The following is a 15,424-nucleotide window of genomic DNA, read 5'->3' as shown; positions in this document are numbered from 1 at the left end:
GGGGGGTATTCTGCTATTACCCTTCGCGAGTCAACAAATCGCGCAGCGGCGCAGCGAACAGTTCAGCTCGCCAGCCGTTCAACATTTCAGGTACCGAACCTTGCTGAGCAAACAACTTCCAATGCCAATTCAACAAGCGGTTAATCTGACGCCGTGATGCCAGTAACTCAGCGGAAAGTCCGCTACGTTCACTCACCTGCGTCACCAGAGTTTTGATATCTTTAAACACGCGCTTATAGCCTGGGTAATCGATCAGATTCACGATCGGCGCAGGATACTGGGATTCCGGTAGCGCATTGGCCTGGGCGACAATATCGAGCAGTGTTTTACCGTGATAACGAATTTCCGGGCCGCTCAGCCCAAGAGCTCTCAACTCGCCCAACGAGGACGCCATGCAGCGCGCCACCTGAAGCAAATTTTCTTCCCTTACCACAAAGTTAACTGAGCTGTCGCGCTGGCGCGCCAGATTCAGACGCCACTGAGCAAGCAGTTGCAGGCAAGCCAGTTGCTTGCCACGCAGTTGCCAGGCGTTACCAAATTCACGATAGGCCAATTCCGGCGCGAGGATGTCCTGTTTACGCTGACACAGTAACCGGCATTCATCCAACGCCGCGTCCAGCCATCCGGCTTCACGCGTTTCGGCCACAATCTTCTCAGCCATCGGCAACAGATAGAAGACATCTGCGGCGGCATAGTCACACTGTTTCTCAGTCAACGGACGAGCCAGCCAGTCGGTACGCGATTCGGTCTTATCCAACGTCACACCTTGATAATCTGCCACTAATGCAGCAAATCCATACGACAAGGGTTTACCGAGAAAGGCAGCCAAAATCTGTGTATCGATAAACGGATGCGGCAACACGCCAAACGCATTAAGAAACACCTCAAGATCTTCACTGCTGGCGTGCAGGAACTTGGTCACCTGCGAATCTTGCAACAGCGCCACAAACGGCTGCCACGCACTGATAGTGAGGGGATCGATCAGAGAGAGGGTTTCACCGTCAAAAAGCTGGATAAGACCCAACTGCGGATAATAGGTGCGAGTGCGGACAAATTCGGTATCCAGCGCGACCTGCGTGTGCTGACGCGCCTGCTGACAAACCTGTTCCAGGCCATTGTTGTCGCTGATTAACTGATAATTCAAAACGTGTTCTCTTGTTTTTAACTGTCGGCTACTGCAAAAACAACGCCGGTATAGACCCTGTACATGATTCTGTGTAAATGCCTTTCTCAGTAGTGACCGTCCAGGCGGTCACCGAACTCGATAATAAAACGGCTCATTGCCATACGCCAGTCCCGCAGTGGCATCGTCCATTTCTGTGAGGCCGACTGGATTGCCAGCCACACCACCTTGTAGTGGCACACTGATACTGGCCACCTGAGCGGAGGTGATATGCTCACCTCATCAACACGACAGGTGACCTCATGGGTAAACATTTTACGGCGGAATTTAAGCTCGAAGCCGCAAAGCTGGTTGTCGACCACGGCTACACATACGTTAAGGCCGCAGAGGCGGTTAATGTCAGCCATTCTGCCATTAGTCGCTGGGTCAATAAGCTTCGCCTTGAACGACAGGGAAAAACGCCAACGGGACTTCCTCTTACCCCTGAACAGCTCGAGCTGCGTGAGATGAAGAAAAAAGTCCAATGCCTTGAAATGGAGAACGAAATCCTAAAAAAGGCTACGGCGCTCTTAATGTCGGACTCACTCAACGGTTCACGGTAGTCGACAGGCTGAGGGCGCGATACCCGGTCACGGCGTTGTGCCAAACTTTTGAGGTACATCGCAGCAGCTACAGGCACTGGCAGGCTTCCGCTAATGAACCCGACGGTGAGCGCGTGGTTAAGTGTAGCCGCGTCATGGAAGCCTGGAACGCCAGCGGCGGCTCTGCCGGCGCTCGAAGTATCGCGACCATCGTCACCGGCAGCTCCGGTGTCAAAATGGGGCGCTGGCTGGCAAGCTGATGAAGGAGCTGGGTATCGCCAGCTGCCAGCGACCGGCTCACAAATACAAACGCGGCGGCAATGAACACGTTGAAATACCGAACTATCTCAACCGCCAGTTCGCGGTTACCGCGCCGGATCAGGTCTGGTGCGGCGATGTGACCTACATCTGGACGGGCAAATGCTGGGCTTACCTTGCGGTGGTGCTAGACCTGTTCGCCCGCAAACCGGTGGGTTGGGCCATGTCGACGTCGCCGGACTCGGCGCTGACAGTTAAAGCGTTGCAGATGGCCTGGGAACTCCGGGGACAACCAACAGGAGTCATGTTCCACAGCGACCAGGGCAGCCACTATACCAGCCGTCAATACCGGCAAGCCCTGTGGCGCTGCCGGATAAAGCAGAGTATGAGTCGGCGGGGTAACTGCTGGGATAATGCGCCAATGGAGCGGTTCTTCCGCAGCCTGAAGACAGAATGGGTGCCGACAAAGGGTTACAACAGCTTCAGCGAAGCCCAGGACGCGATTATCCGCTACATCACGGGGTATTACAGCGCTATCCGGCCTCACTGGTATAACGGCGGCTTAACTCCAAACGAATCTGAGCGACTGTTCTACATACAGTCTAATGCGGTGGCCAATATTAGTTGACCACTACATACCCAGTGCGGTTGAGAAAATCGCCTTCGACCGCTTCCATGTAGCAAAGCAACTGGGCGAAGTGGTGGATAAAACCCGCCAGAATGAACATCCGCACCTTCCTGTTGAAAGCCGGCGTCAGGCAAAGGGGACCCGCTTCCTGTGGCAGTACAGCGATAAGTGGATGACCGAATCCAGGCAGGAAAAGCTGATATGGCTGCGTGCACAGATGAAGCTGACGAGCCAGTGCTGGGCGCTGAAAGAGCTGGCAAAGGATATCTGGAACAGGCCATGGAGCGAGGAAAGACGGAATGACAGGCAGAGATGGCTGGCGCTGGCGGCCAACAGTGACGTTCCCATGATGAAAAACGCGGCGAAAACGATAGGAAAAAGGCTGTACGGGATCCTGAATGCCATGCGACACAGAGTCTCAAACGGAAATGCGGAGGCACTGAACAGCAAGATCAGGCTGCTGAGGATAAAAGCCAGGGGATACCGAAACTGGGAGCGCTTTAAGCTGGGAGTGATGTTCCACTACGGGAAGCTGGATATGGCGTTCTGAGCCTTCCCACCATGATCGGGGAAGACCCCTTACTCCCTGCTGAACCAGCAACACCACAGGCCGGACGCCCATGGGCTGAGCATCACATGATTATCAATGGCATGTTCTGGGGGCTGTGCTCTGGTGCCCCATGGCGTGATTTACCTGAGCGATACGGCCCATGGAAAACCGTTTATAACCGCTTTAACCGATGGTCAAAATCGGGAGTCATTAACATTATTTTCAATAAGTTACTTTCATCACTTGATGCCCATGGCCTCGTGGACTGGTCAGCGACTGCGCTGGATGGTAGCAATATCAGGGTGCTGAAATGTGCTGCCGGTGCTCAAAAAAACATCCCGATATCACCGGAGATAATGGGCTGGGTCGCTCTCGAGGTGGTTTTGGCACCAAAATCCATCTGGCTACAGACGGAAGTTGTCTTCCGTTAAACATCGTGTTGAGCCCCGGTCAGGCTCATGAAAGTCAGTTTGCACTACGTCTTTTGGACGGTATTGGTGTTCAACGCCAGAACGGCAGTATGAAACGCCGTGGTCATGCGGTACTCGCTGACAAGGCGTACTCCGGGCATGTATTACGTAACGAGCTGAAAAAAAGAGGTATAAAAACTGTCATCCCCCGAAAATCCACTGAAAAAATGGCGGTGGATGGTCGTTCAAAGCTCGATCGTGACGCCTACCGCAATCGGAACGTTGTTGAGCGGTGCTTTGGCCGTCTGAAAGAATACCGTCGCATTGCGACACGTTACGACAAAACGGCGAGGAATTATCTGGCAATGTTGAAACTGGGCTGCATCCGCCTGTTTTACCAGAGGTTATGTAATTAAGGGACACAGCCTAGTATCACAATGGAAAAAAATGCCCGTCATTGCTGACGGGCATCGGCACACAGCACCGTTAATGAGGCGGTTAACGGTGCGTTGTTTCTTCACGTAATATAACAGCCACTTCTTTTGCCGTCGGCGTCTCGCTTGCCAGCGCACGGCGAATCACGAAAAAGGCGGAAATGAGCATGGTAACCGCTACCAGAATAAAGAACCCGCACAGTGCGGCGTTGATCTGGTTGCTGAACACAATGGTTTCCATATCTTTGATGGTCTTGGCTGGAGCGATTAACGTGCCTTGCTCAATACCCTGCGAGAAACGTTTAGCCTGGGCCAGAAAACCGATACTGGCTTTTTCATGGAAGATTTTCTGCCAGCCGGCGGTCATGGAAGTGATAAACAGCCAGATGGTCGGCAGTATAGTTACCCAGGCGTAGCGCTGTTTCTTCATTTTGAACAGCACAACGGTACCAAGAATCAGCGCCATAGAAGCCAGCATCTGGTTTCCGATACCAAACAGCGGCCACAAGGTGTTAATCCCACCGAGAGGATCGATAACGCCCTGATAGACAAAGAATCCCCAACCGGCTACCGCCACCGTGGTGCCCGCCATGTTACCCAGCCAGGAGTGGCTCTTGCCCATACCAGGAATGGCGTGGTCGACCAGATCCTGCACCATGAAACGGCAGGCGCGGGTACCGGCATCGACAGCTGTCAAAATGAACAGTGCTTCAAACAGGATGGCGAAGTGATACCAGAATGCCATCATGGCCCGACTGTTAAAGATTTCGGTGATGATATGCGCCATACCCACCGCAAAGGTAGGTGCCCCCCGGCACGTGACAGAATAGAGGCTTCGCCCACGTCTTTGGCTATTTCACTCAGCGCTTCCGGTGTGATCATAAAGCCCCAGCCGTTGATCACCTGTGAGGCTTGTTCAACGGTGGTACCGATCAGCGCAGACGGTGAGTTCATGGCGAAATAGACGCCCGGTTAGTGGGAACATAATCCAACCCGTCATTGTGACGCTCAGCTGGCGTGACACGACGGTCGTCCAGTTCAAACACTTTTTTAGCAATAAACAGACTGTAAAAGCGGTAGGCAATGCTGTAGCAGGATATGGCGGCAATGACCAACCACACGGCATTAACGTGCTCTCCACGGCTTAAGGCCAGCATCGCGAAGGCGATAGCCCCAGCTAATGCGACCAACAGCCAGATCACTATGCTCTTGACATTATTCATGACAACGGCTCCTTCGTTACCCAACTAATGGGGCGAGAGTTTTGCTGGCTTTTAGGGCGTGGCGCCATGGCAAACGGCGCAACCCTTAAAAACATAGTGTATTTCAGCGTGATGCGCGGCAGGTGCAGATGAGAAAATGTGAGCAAGAGTGAATTTTTGTAAATTAAATTCAGTTTTGGCTAATGATGATAGGGGCAGGGAGAATCTGATGCGGAGAAAATCGGTGTCGCCAACCCGCAGGTTGGCGACATCAGAAGTTTATGCTACGGGTTTGGCAATGATACTGCGCGTTTCCATGTGCACGTCGGTCAATACCACATCCAGCGTATCGCTTTGGCGGTAGACCACTTCACCTTTGACGGAGACCGTGCCCGTTTCCTGGCTGCTGACTAACTCATCGCGTACTGCGTGAATAAACGAAGCCGGGATAAAGGCAACGGCACCGTTGTCCAGCAAACGCACAAGCAGACCACCACGCGTTACATCTATGATCTCGGCGCGGAAGCGGGCATCAGTCCCGGCTTTCGGTTTCAGGAAACGAGCATACAGCCAGTCACCGACGTCACGCTCGACCATCCGGTTTAAACGACGGCGCTCCGCCATTTGTTGCGTGATGTCATCTTGCGGTTTCTCAGCGGGCTGTCGGCAAATAATTGCTTTCAGCAGGCGATGGTTGATCATGTCGCCAAACTTGCGGATGGGTGAGGTCCAGGTGGCATACGCATCCAGCCCCAAACCAAAATGCGGCCCTGGCGTAGTGGAAACCTCGGCGAAGGTTTGGAAGCGACGAATGCGGCTGTCTAAAAATGACGTCGGCTGCGCATCCAGCTCTCGGCGCAGTTTGCAAAAGCCGTCCAGGGTCAACAGCGCAGCAGCGTCCGCTTCAATGCCGTTGTTGCTTAACACCGTCACGGCCTGATCGACCTGAGTTGGCTCGAAACCGTTGTGCACGTTGTAAATGCCGAAGCCAAGCTTCTCTTTAAGCATGCGTGCGGCGCAGATATTGGCGGTGATCATGGTTTCTTCGACGATACGATTAGCGATACGACGTTGCTCAACCACGATATCCAGCACATCGCCCTGCTCACCGAGCAGGAAACGGTAATCAGGACGATCTTTAAACACCAGCGCGTGGGTGGCACGCCAAGCGCTGCGGGCCAGACCGATGCGGTGCAACAAACGGATTTGCTCGGCAACGGCATCGTTCTCCGGCTGCCATTCCCCCTGTTGCTCCAGCCAGTCTGAAACGTTGTCGTAAACCAGTTTGGCCTTGGATTCTACCCAGGCGGCAAAGAACTGCACATCATCGCCCAGCGTACCGTCGGCCGCGACGGTGACGCGGCACACCACTGCCGGGCGGCGCTCCTGCGCGCGCAGCGAGCAGAGATCGTCGGAAAGCACGCGCGGCAGCATCGGAATATTGAATCCCGGTAGGTAGTTGGTAAACGCACGTTGACGCGCCAGCCTATCCAGCGTGCTGCCCGCTTCCACATAGGCGGTAGGGTCGGCAATGGCGATCGTAAGTTCCAGCGTGCCGTCGCTGTTGTCTTTAGCATACAGCGCATCGTCCATGTCTTCGGTGCTGGCGCTGTCGATGGTAACAAAGGTCAGTGCGGTCAAATCTTCGCGCGTCAGATTGCCGTCATTGAGCGTCAATTCGCTGTCCATTTCTGGCGCAGTACGTTCAAGATTATGACGTGACAACGTCACCCACCACGGCGCAAGCGGATCGTCGCCGGTGGTGATGTATTGCGTTAATTCAGCATGGAAGCTGCGATCGCCTTTGAGCGGATGGCGACGCATTTCCGCCACAGCCCAATCACCATACTGAAAGGTGTGATTGACGTCACGTCCGGTACAGCAGGGGATCGCCTCTTTCAACAGCGGATGATCGGGCAGGATGGAAAAACGGTCATCCTTTTTCTGCACGCGGCCAACAAAGCGCGTCAAAAAGGGTTTAATCAGGGATTCCGGCTCTGCGATTTCACGATCTTTATCGGTGTGGAGCGTCGCAACGATACGATCGCCATGCATCACCTTCTTCATCTGCGGTGGTGGAATAAAGTAGCTTTTTTGTGCGTCGACTTCCAAAAAGCCGAACCCTTTATCAGTGCCTTTCACTACGCCTTCAGCACGCGGAGTTTGGGAGTGAAGTTGCTGTTTTAGCTGGGCAAGTAGCGGATTATCTTGAAACATAATGAGTAAAAGAGATGTCCAGATGCGGTTATTAACGACACTAATGAATGGCAGACAGTTTTACGCGAAACCCGTGCTGGCGGCAAGCGTGATGTATATCAATGAGAGCAATCTTCGCGTTTTGAGAATAACCGCTAATGCATCGCGTAACAGGAGTGGAACGCAGGCGTCCCGACCAGTGCCGAGACGCCTGTATATCAGGCGATACGTCGCTCAGTTTCAGTATCGCGCTGGCTGCGGGTTATGATCACGGGCACCGATTTTGAGGTCTATGTAAAGGTTTCATGACCTACGCTTGAGAGCGGTACTAACGGATTGGTTTCCGGGTAATAGGCGGCCAGATTGCCGCGAGGAATATTGTAGCTGTATTAGCTCAGACCTGATCTGACAGTTACCGGTTATTTATACAGGTGTCTGTCAGATTAAATCTGGTTCAGATTTTTTTCTGCCCAGACTCGTTTACCATCAAGTAACGTGGCCATTGGCGTACGCCCGCAGCACATTTTACCCTGATGAGTTCGCTCATTATTGTAATGCCACAACCAGTTGTCCAGATCCTTTTGTAGACTGTCTAGGTCCTCGTATAACTTCTTACGGAACGCAACCTGATAAAAATCCTGCAAAATAGTTTTATGGAAGCGCTCGCAGATACCGTTTGTCTGCGGAGACATCGCTTTCGTTTTCGTATGGTCTATATCGTTGATAGCCAAGTACAGCTGATAGTCATGTTGTTCCACTTTACCGCAGTACTCCGTCCCCCTGTCCGTCAGTATTCTTAGCATTGGCAGCCCCTGAGCTTCGTAGAACGGCAGCACGCGATCATTGAGCAGGTAGGCGGCAGAGATCGGTGCTTTACTCGTGTAAAGCTTGCAGTGCGCCACTTTCGAGTACGTATCCACGAACGTCTGCTGGTAGATACGGCCAACACCTTTCAGATTACCCACGTAGAAGGTGTCCTGCGACCCCAGATAACCCGGGTGAGCAGTCTCTATTTTACCACAGGCTTCGTCGTCGTGCGCCTTCTTCTCCAGTGCAGCGATTTGAGCATCAGTAAGTACGATGCCTTCTCTGGCAACTTTTTCCTCAAGTGCCTTCAGGCGCTTACGAAAGTTTTCCAGATCGTGTCGTTGCCAGATGGAGCGCACACCGCTGCCAGAAATGAAGACGCCTTTTTTACGCAGCTCATTACTGGTCCGGTGCTGGCCATGAGCCGGGAACTCAATGGCGTAATCAACAACCGCACGTTCAGTGGCTTCATCAGCACGGTTTTTCAGGTTGGGAACCCGGCGGTTTTGGTTAACCAGAGCGTCAATGCCGCCTTCTGCCGCCAGTTCCTGATAGCGATAAAACGTGTCGCGTGACACCCCCATGATTTTACAGGCTTTTGATACGTTACCGAGTTCTTCGGCGAGATTGAGCAGGCCGGCTTTGTGTTTGATGATGGGATTGTTAGTATGAAGCATGAGAGTTACCTCGTGTTTTGTATAAGGATTCGACACCCATATCAAAACCGGTAACTCTCAACCTTTCAAGGTCCAGTGTCAGATCAAGTCGCGACTAATACAATTAAATGCACCATTATCATGCCTTCAGCCACCACAACAAGAGAAGACCCGGAGTAAGGGCCACCTCGTTATACACATCTCTGTTCGTGCCTGAGCGCGCTTAGCGTTTCGGCGGCCGTCATGACTTTCTGCAAGCCTTTCCAGATAGTTTTTGCGCCTGGTTCACCGTCGCCTTTTCGAGCAAGAAAGCCTCCCAGTTGCGCAACTAAGCGCAATACTTCGTTTAGCTTAGGGCGGCCCTTGGGCATACGCTTGTTCATCAGTAGGTAAGCGCCATGAGTCTCGTCGGAATCAAAGAACAACATTGCGTCCAGCTCTGGACAGGTTCGTCCCATACGCATTAAATAGGCGATGCGCCATGCCACGATCATGAACAGCGCCAATGCCCGCTCAATGCGATCCACGGTCGATAACTGTAACGCTTCGACACAGCAGCCGTTCTTCAGCACATTGAAGAACATCTCGATTTCCCATCTAGCCCGATACCAGTCGATCAGCTCCACGATATCTTCTCGTCCTTCAGGTACGCGATTGCTCAGCAACCGCCACTCGACCGGCTTCACGCCTGCTGGCGGCTCAATTTCCTTGGCTATCACACAAGTCACTGCCAACCCGCAACGCAGCGACACTCGCTTCACGCGCAGCGCCTGTTTCACCGTACGCGCCTTCTGCCCCGCGCGAGCCGCCATAACGAATTGGATTTCTCCCACCGGCACGGTCTTTCCAACCTTCTGCCAAAGCTTCTCATTACAGTCCAGACTGCGATTATGAGTCGAGTGGATCAACCAGTCAGCCGGAGTGCCAAGGTCATCAGCGAGCTGCATCAACGCCTTGATATCCGCTTCGCGATCGGCTAAGTACACCAGACGTGTGTTTGGCAACTCCGAGGCGAGTTCAGCAACTCGCTCGTATCCCTCGAGCCAGCGCGTACTCTCCTTGAGCCCATCGCGTTTTCCGTCTGCATCCTTCGGCTCTCTTGCCCACATCCACGCATCCAGTACGCCCAACCCCACGCGATCCGGACTGACCGCGTAGGTCGGATGCAGGTACAGACCACGCCTGGCTTCGTAGTTCAAGGGACTCAATCCTTGGATTTGCTGCCCGTTGAAGTCAAGCTCGGTAGTGTCTTGGATACACAGCACAACCTCGTGTTCTCGGATCCTTTCCTGCGTACGCTGCCAGTGAGGTTGCAGAATGTCTCGCCATTCGAATGCTTGGTTCTCCATGAAGCGGTAAGCACCCAGCGTCTCAGACCATCCGAGGCACGCATGCGGAATGCTGGCTTGCGGATTCTCAGCCAGCCGTATCAAAAGCCCTTTGGCGCGCTTATTGAGCCTCGTGTCACCAAGATTTACCCCTTCCAGTTCTTGGTGTGCCCAGCCATCTGAATCCCGTGTCATTTTTCAGCGCCGTAAATGGCGATAGTACACGTCGGTTTCACTTCATTTACAACCCCACCGGCTGCCTATTTCAGCCCGCTAACCCTTGGCATATAAGGCGTTGCGGACTTGTGTATAACGAGGTGACCTTACGTGTGATGCCATCGTTCCACAGCGTCTATACTCGATTAACTTGAAGTTGCATTTTTCAGCGTCTGGAAGTTGTCATTAATCCTGCGCGACAAGCCCCCCGCCAGTCCCGGTAATATATTGCGGAAGAAGTGGTGTATTTCCTGCCGAAACGCCTTTGGTGAAGCGAAGTAGCGGTTGTTTCTCACCTTTTCATTCATCACTTTCCACAGTCTTTCTATCGGGTTCAGATTCGGGCTGTAAGGCGGCAGATAGTGGAGGTCGATATTCATCACATATGCCCACTTTTTCACCAGCTCCGCCCGGTGGTAACCCGCTCCGTCGAGTATGATATGCACCTTCTGTCTTATCGGGTAAGTTTCCCGGATGGCGATAAAAAAGCGGGCGATATTGAGACTGTTGATGCTGTCGTACTCCCGAACCACCGTGCTGCCGATGTCGTTCAGGTTCAGGGCTCCCATGATGTTCAGACGGGTACGACTACCGGTGGTTTCCACTGGCTGAGATTTTTTTCCTGCAGGCATCCAGCCATATGCCAGTTTTGTTCCCTGTGTCGGGTGGACGCCATCGATGAACAGGATGGGTTCATCGTCACCGGCTTTTTGTTTCAGCTCGTTGTAGGTTTCCACAAACGCCTGCTGCGCTTCTGCACTGAATTTATGTGGGATACCGACAGGCTTTCGATAACTGAAGCCGTTGCGGTGCAGCCATTTAGTCATTCCCGGAACGGTGTAGCGGATACCCCACCAATCAACAACCTGTTCAATGATAGCCTGTGTAGTGGGAAGAAGGTTGTTCGTCAGAGATGTGGTGAGTTCAGCGGTTTGCTCTTCGCTGAGATGACTATCAGAGCCGCCATTCTCAGGCGCAAGTTTCTCACCCTTTAGCCAATCATTTAGATGACGGCGTACCGTGGTTTCGTGAATAAGTTGCGATTGTGCAATCATTCCTGGCGTCCAGCCATCGGCAGACAATAGGACACACCGTATCCGATCGCGCACATGATGGTCACGACTTGTTTGGTGAAGATTCCTTAACTTTTTTTTCTGCTCTTCAGTGGGATGAATGTTCATAACCATGAAATGGGTATTGTTCATGGAAAATCAAGCATCTTCAATGATTACGAGTATATATCTACGAATTCATGAGTTGGACAACGGCCCTCGACCGCTGCCGCTGCAAAGCGGATTTTCGCTGGGGACAGCGTACCGTGTGCTGGGGTGCTTTAATCCTTCTGAAACCTCAGATGCCTATTACATACTGGCAAACGATCGCGATGAAATATGGTTTATTTGCAACCGGCATGTACGCGTTGTGGCGTTGGACGCATCGCATAAAGGTTTCAGGTATCCCCTAGACCTCTTGCTTCACCAGTGAGGTCGCAGACGGTCGACGAGATCTTAGGCTATTGTATTGCCAGATGGCGCAGGCCATCTGGCAACGACAGGATTAGCGGCTAAACAGATCGCGACGTTTAGGCTTGAACGGCTGGGCAATCAGCACCAGTACCCCCATCACCAGAAACGCACCGAAAATGACCAGCATCCACTGCGGCATGACCAGTGACAGGAACTGCCATTGGCGCTCGGCACAGTCACCAGAGGCGACGAAGACGGAGGGCAGCCATTTGTCCAGCGGCAGCCATGACGGGAAGTTGACAAAGAAATCACACACGGCAAACGGTGAAGGATGCAGCATGACATTGGTGTGCTCCCAGGCGAGCTTTAATCCTTCGACAGCGCTGTAGATCCACAGGAAAATTGCTGGATAGCGCAGCAGGGTCGCGGGGGCGATAGCACCCAGCAACCCGGCTCCCATCACGCCGAACAGTGCGCTGCGTTGGTAAATACAGAGCACACAAGGTTTGAGCAACATGACATGCTGAAAATAAAGCGCGACCAATTCAAAGGCAAACGCCGTCAAAGCCATTAACAGCCAGGCACCGCGCCCACGTGAGCAGCGGTTAAGAAATGGCAACATAACGAATATTCCATGCTAAAAAAATGATCGATTTGGCGGCAAAGACGGTACAGGCAATGCCGCCATCATTTCACTGAGCAAAACGTAACAATCTATTTATTTGATACTCTATTTATATATCATTTCTGCGATTGCCATCCTTTGACAGATCGCACGCTACGGCTAAGCGTTGTAACCCGTTCACTATACACGATAGTTGTGCGTAGCGATGCGTCTGTGTTTACAGTTTTGGTAGCGCTATCCACTGCCATTCAGTAAGCAGTTCTGTTGCAGGCACTAATGCGAATGCAACGCACAGCCAGCCTAACAGCGTCATGTAGTGGTCAACTAATATTGGCCACCGCATTAGACTGTATGTAGAACAGTCGCTCAGATTCGTTTGGAGTTAAGCCGCCGTTATACCAGTGAGGCCGGATAGCGCTGTAATACCCCGTGATGTAGCGGATAATCGCGTCCTGGGCTTCGCTGAAGCTGTTGTAACCCTTTGTCGGCACCCATTCTGTCTTCAGGCTGCGGAAGAACCGCTCCATTGGCGCATTATCCCAGCAGTTACCCCGCCGACTCATACTCTGCTTTATCCGGCAGCGCCACAGGGCTTGCCGGTATTGACGGCTGGTATAGTGGCTGCCCTGGTCGCTGTGGAACATGACTCCTGTTGGTTGTCCCCGGAGTTCCCAGGCCATCTGCAACGCTTTAACTGTCAGCGCCGAGTCCGGCGACGTCGACATGGCCCAGCCCACCGGTTTGCGGGCGAACAGGTCTAGCACCACCGCAAGGTAAGCCCAGCATTTGCCCGTCCAGATGTAGGTCACATCGCCGCACCAGACCTGATCCGGCGCGGTAACCGCGAACTGGCGGTTGAGATAGTTCGGTATTTCAACGTGTTCATTGCCGCCGCGTTTGTATTTGTGAGCCGGTCGCTGGCAGCTGGCGATACCCAGCTCCTTCATCAGCTTGCCAGCCAGCCAGCGCCCCATTTTGACACCAGAGCTGCCGGTGACGATGGTCGCGATACTTCGAGCGCCGGCAGAGCCGCCGCTGGCGTTCCAGGCTTCCATGACGCGACTACACTTAACCACGTGCTCACCGTCGGGTTCATTAGCGGAAGCCTGCCAGTGCCTGTAGCTGCTGCGATGTACCTCAAAAGTTTGGCACAACGCCGTGACCGGGTATCGCGCCCTCAGCCTGTCGACTACCGTGAACCGTTGAGTGAGTCCGACATTAAGAGCGCCGTAGCCTTTTTTAGGATTTCGTTCTCCATTTCAAGGCATTGGACTTTTTTCTTCATCTCACGCAGCTCGAGCTGTTCAGGGGTAAGAGGAAGTCCCGTTGGCGTTTTTCCCTGTCGTTCAAGGCGAAGCTTATTGACCCAGCGACTAATGGCAGAATGGCTGACATTAACCGCCTCTGCGGCCTTAACGTATGTGTAGCCGTGGTCGACAACCAGCTTTGCGGCTTCGAGCTTAAATTCCGCCGTAAAATGTTTACCCATGAGGTCACCTGTCGTGTTGATGAGGTGAGCATATCACCTCCGCTCAGGTGGCCAGTATCAGTGTGCCACTACATCATCACTATCGTATAGGGCAGTGCCATAACCACCATTTTGCCATAAGAAAGTCGAATGAGCGGGGTCAGGGCCGAAGTCAGCAAAAAGAAAAAGGCGGCCTGTCCATTGGGTGTTGCGACTGAAGGCAGGTTAGTACCGGTATTGATCGCTACCGCCAACAACTCAAACTGCTCCTGTGAGATGCGGCCTTGTACAAAGGCCTGATGCGCTTCGTTGATATAAATAGAGCCAACGAATACATTGTCAGAAATAGAAGAGAGCAGGCCGTTAAACAGATAAAACAGTGTAAGCTGGTTTTGCGCCGACCCCTGAAGCACAAACTGAATCAGCGGTGTGAACAGTTGCTGGTCAATAATCACCGCGACGATGGCAAAGAACACGGTAAGCAGTGCCGTAAAAGGCATCGCATCCTGAAAGGCTTTGCCAATGGCATGTTCTTCGGTGATGCCGCAAAACGAAGTAACCAGAATAATAACGCTCAGCCCGATTAAACCCACTTCCGCCAGATGAAACGCCAAGGCTGCAATCAACCAGATGGCAATAACGCCCTGAATCCATAGCATAACGCGTTCTTGCGGTGCTCGTTCGGCACTAGTCTTACGTTCATAATCCTCCAGAACCTGACGCACAGTGTCCGGCAGTGTGGCACCGTAGCCGCAAATTTTTACACGCTCTACCAGAATGCAGGTAGCAATACCGCACAGGAATACTGGGACGGTAACCGCGGACATACGCAAGAAAAAGTTAGCAAAATCCCAGCCAGCAGTTTTGGCAATAATCAGGTTTTGTGGTTCACCCACCATGGTCATCACGCCGCCGAGGGCAGTGCCCACGCCCGCGTGCATCAACAGACTGCGTAGAACGGCGCGAAATTGTTCCAACGTTTGTGCATGCTCATTGGTGATGGCCTCGGCCTGTTGATCCAGCCCTGTAATGTACCGGTGGTAAATATCGTAAAACCCGGTGGCGACGCCAATCACCACAGCAATGACGGTCAAGGCATCCAGAAAAGCCGACAGAAATGCGGCAGCCAGACAGAAGGCGAGTGAAAGCATCGTCTTGGATTGGATACGCAGCAACAGTCGCGTGAACACGAACAGCAGCAGCGGCTTCATAAAGTAGATACCCGCAACCATAAACATAAGCAGCGTGATGACGGGAATATTGCGAGAAACTTCATGCCAGATCTGCTCTGGACTTGTCATGCCGATAAACACCGCTTGCAGAGCCAGTAACCCGCCAGGTTGAAGCCATATCGTTATACACATCTTTCTAACGCACTGTTTAATCAATGAGTTACGGGTTTATCTCAGAGTGGCATTTTGAACCTCAAAAAGCCAATGGGATGGCTTGAATGCCTTAATTCACGGGGTTCTGAGC

Annotated in this window: 10 protein-coding genes and 5 pseudogenes; 4 read left to right on the top strand and 11 right to left on the bottom strand. The window is 52.7% G+C overall.

What is annotated here, in order from left to right; translation table 11 throughout:
- Positions 1-16: 16 nt before the first annotated feature.
- Positions 17-1,144 carry a ribonuclease D gene (gene rnd, locus ACWWJF_RS22885; RefSeq protein WP_455870657.1) on the bottom strand — a complete coding sequence of 376 codons (1,128 nt, stop codon included), beginning with the start codon at positions 1,142-1,144 and terminating at the stop codon, positions 17-19.
- Between the two features lie 86 nt (positions 1,145-1,230).
- A pseudogene (locus tag ACWWJF_RS22880) lies at positions 1,231-1,353 on the bottom strand (IS256 family transposase); the annotation flags it as partial.
- A 72-nt stretch (positions 1,354-1,425) separates the two neighbouring features.
- Between ACWWJF_RS22880 and ACWWJF_RS22875 the strand changes: the two are divergent.
- The 3 genes and pseudogenes from ACWWJF_RS22875 to ACWWJF_RS22865 all read left to right on the top strand — a co-directional run bounded on the left by ACWWJF_RS22875 (position 1,426) and on the right by ACWWJF_RS22865 (position 3,966).
- A pseudogene (locus ACWWJF_RS22875) lies at positions 1,426-2,590 on the top strand (IS3 family transposase).
- A 4-nt stretch (positions 2,591-2,594) separates the two neighbouring features.
- A pseudogene (locus tag ACWWJF_RS22870) lies at positions 2,595-3,140 on the top strand (transposase); the annotation flags it as partial.
- 11 nt (positions 3,141-3,151) lie between these two features.
- Positions 3,152-3,966, top strand: a protein-coding gene (locus tag ACWWJF_RS22865) for an IS5 family transposase (protein WP_455870656.1) whose coding sequence is annotated in 2 segments (ribosomal slippage) — positions 3,152-3,467 and positions 3,467-3,966 — 816 coding nt in all. Because the reading frame shifts where the segments join, the coding sequence is not laid out codon by codon here.
- Positions 3,967-4,048: 82 nt separating this feature from the next.
- Here ACWWJF_RS22865 and ACWWJF_RS22860 read toward each other — a convergent pair.
- The 6 genes and pseudogenes from ACWWJF_RS22860 to ACWWJF_RS22835 form a co-directional block, all read right to left on the bottom strand.
- A pseudogene (locus ACWWJF_RS22860) lies at positions 4,049-4,956 on the bottom strand (carbon starvation CstA family protein); the annotation flags it as partial.
- On the bottom strand, positions 4,935-5,141 hold the full coding sequence (locus ACWWJF_RS22855) for a carbon starvation CstA family protein (RefSeq protein WP_455871224.1): 207 nt from the start codon (positions 5,139-5,141) through the stop codon (positions 4,935-4,937). The pseudogene ACWWJF_RS22860 and the gene ACWWJF_RS22855, both read right to left, overlap by 22 nt.
- Positions 5,142-5,465: 324 nt before the next feature.
- Positions 5,466-7,403, bottom strand: a complete 1,938-nt coding sequence (locus tag ACWWJF_RS22850; protein WP_455870655.1) for an exoribonuclease II — start codon at positions 7,401-7,403, stop codon at positions 5,466-5,468.
- A gap of 422 nt (positions 7,404-7,825) precedes the next feature.
- Positions 7,826-8,866, bottom strand: coding sequence for an IS481 family transposase (locus ACWWJF_RS22845; protein ID WP_455870654.1), 1,041 nt, complete (start codon positions 8,864-8,866; stop codon positions 7,826-7,828).
- A 170-nt stretch (positions 8,867-9,036) separates the two neighbouring features.
- A complete protein-coding gene (locus ACWWJF_RS22840) occupies positions 9,037-10,368 on the bottom strand; it encodes an IS4 family transposase (protein ID WP_455870653.1) in 1,332 nt (443 codons plus the stop codon).
- A 167-nt stretch (positions 10,369-10,535) separates the two neighbouring features.
- Positions 10,536-11,570: an IS630 family transposase gene (locus tag ACWWJF_RS22835; RefSeq protein WP_455870938.1), complete on the bottom strand. Its 1,035-nt coding sequence runs from the start codon at positions 11,568-11,570 to the stop codon at positions 10,536-10,538.
- Between the two features lie 43 nt (positions 11,571-11,613).
- On the opposite strand from ACWWJF_RS22835, the gene ACWWJF_RS22830 reads away from it, so the two are divergent.
- A complete protein-coding gene (locus ACWWJF_RS22830; protein WP_455871223.1) occupies positions 11,614-11,874 on the top strand; it encodes a hypothetical protein in 261 nt (86 codons plus the stop codon).
- A 72-nt stretch (positions 11,875-11,946) separates the two neighbouring features.
- Here the strand turns inward: ACWWJF_RS22830 and dsbB are convergent, their stop codons facing one another.
- The 3 genes and pseudogenes from dsbB to nhaB all read right to left on the bottom strand — a co-directional run.
- Entirely contained in the window at positions 11,947-12,477 is a 531-nt protein-coding gene (gene dsbB / locus ACWWJF_RS22825) for a disulfide bond formation protein DsbB (RefSeq protein ID WP_455870652.1), read from the bottom strand.
- A gap of 323 nt (positions 12,478-12,800) precedes the next feature.
- A protein-coding gene (locus ACWWJF_RS22820) for an IS3 family transposase (protein ID WP_455868685.1) occupies positions 12,801-13,969 on the bottom strand; the annotation gives its coding sequence in 2 pieces (ribosomal slippage) (positions 12,801-13,714 and positions 13,714-13,969; 1,170 coding nt in all).
- 74 nt (positions 13,970-14,043) lie between these two features.
- A pseudogene (nhaB, locus tag ACWWJF_RS22815) lies at positions 14,044-15,294 on the bottom strand (sodium/proton antiporter NhaB); the annotation flags it as partial.
- Positions 15,295-15,424: the final 130 nt, after the last annotated feature.

This window comes from Symbiopectobacterium sp. Eva_TO, from assembly GCF_053848865.1.
Note: the sequence above shows the minus strand (reverse complement) of the source record. Positions and strands in the feature narration are given on the sequence as shown.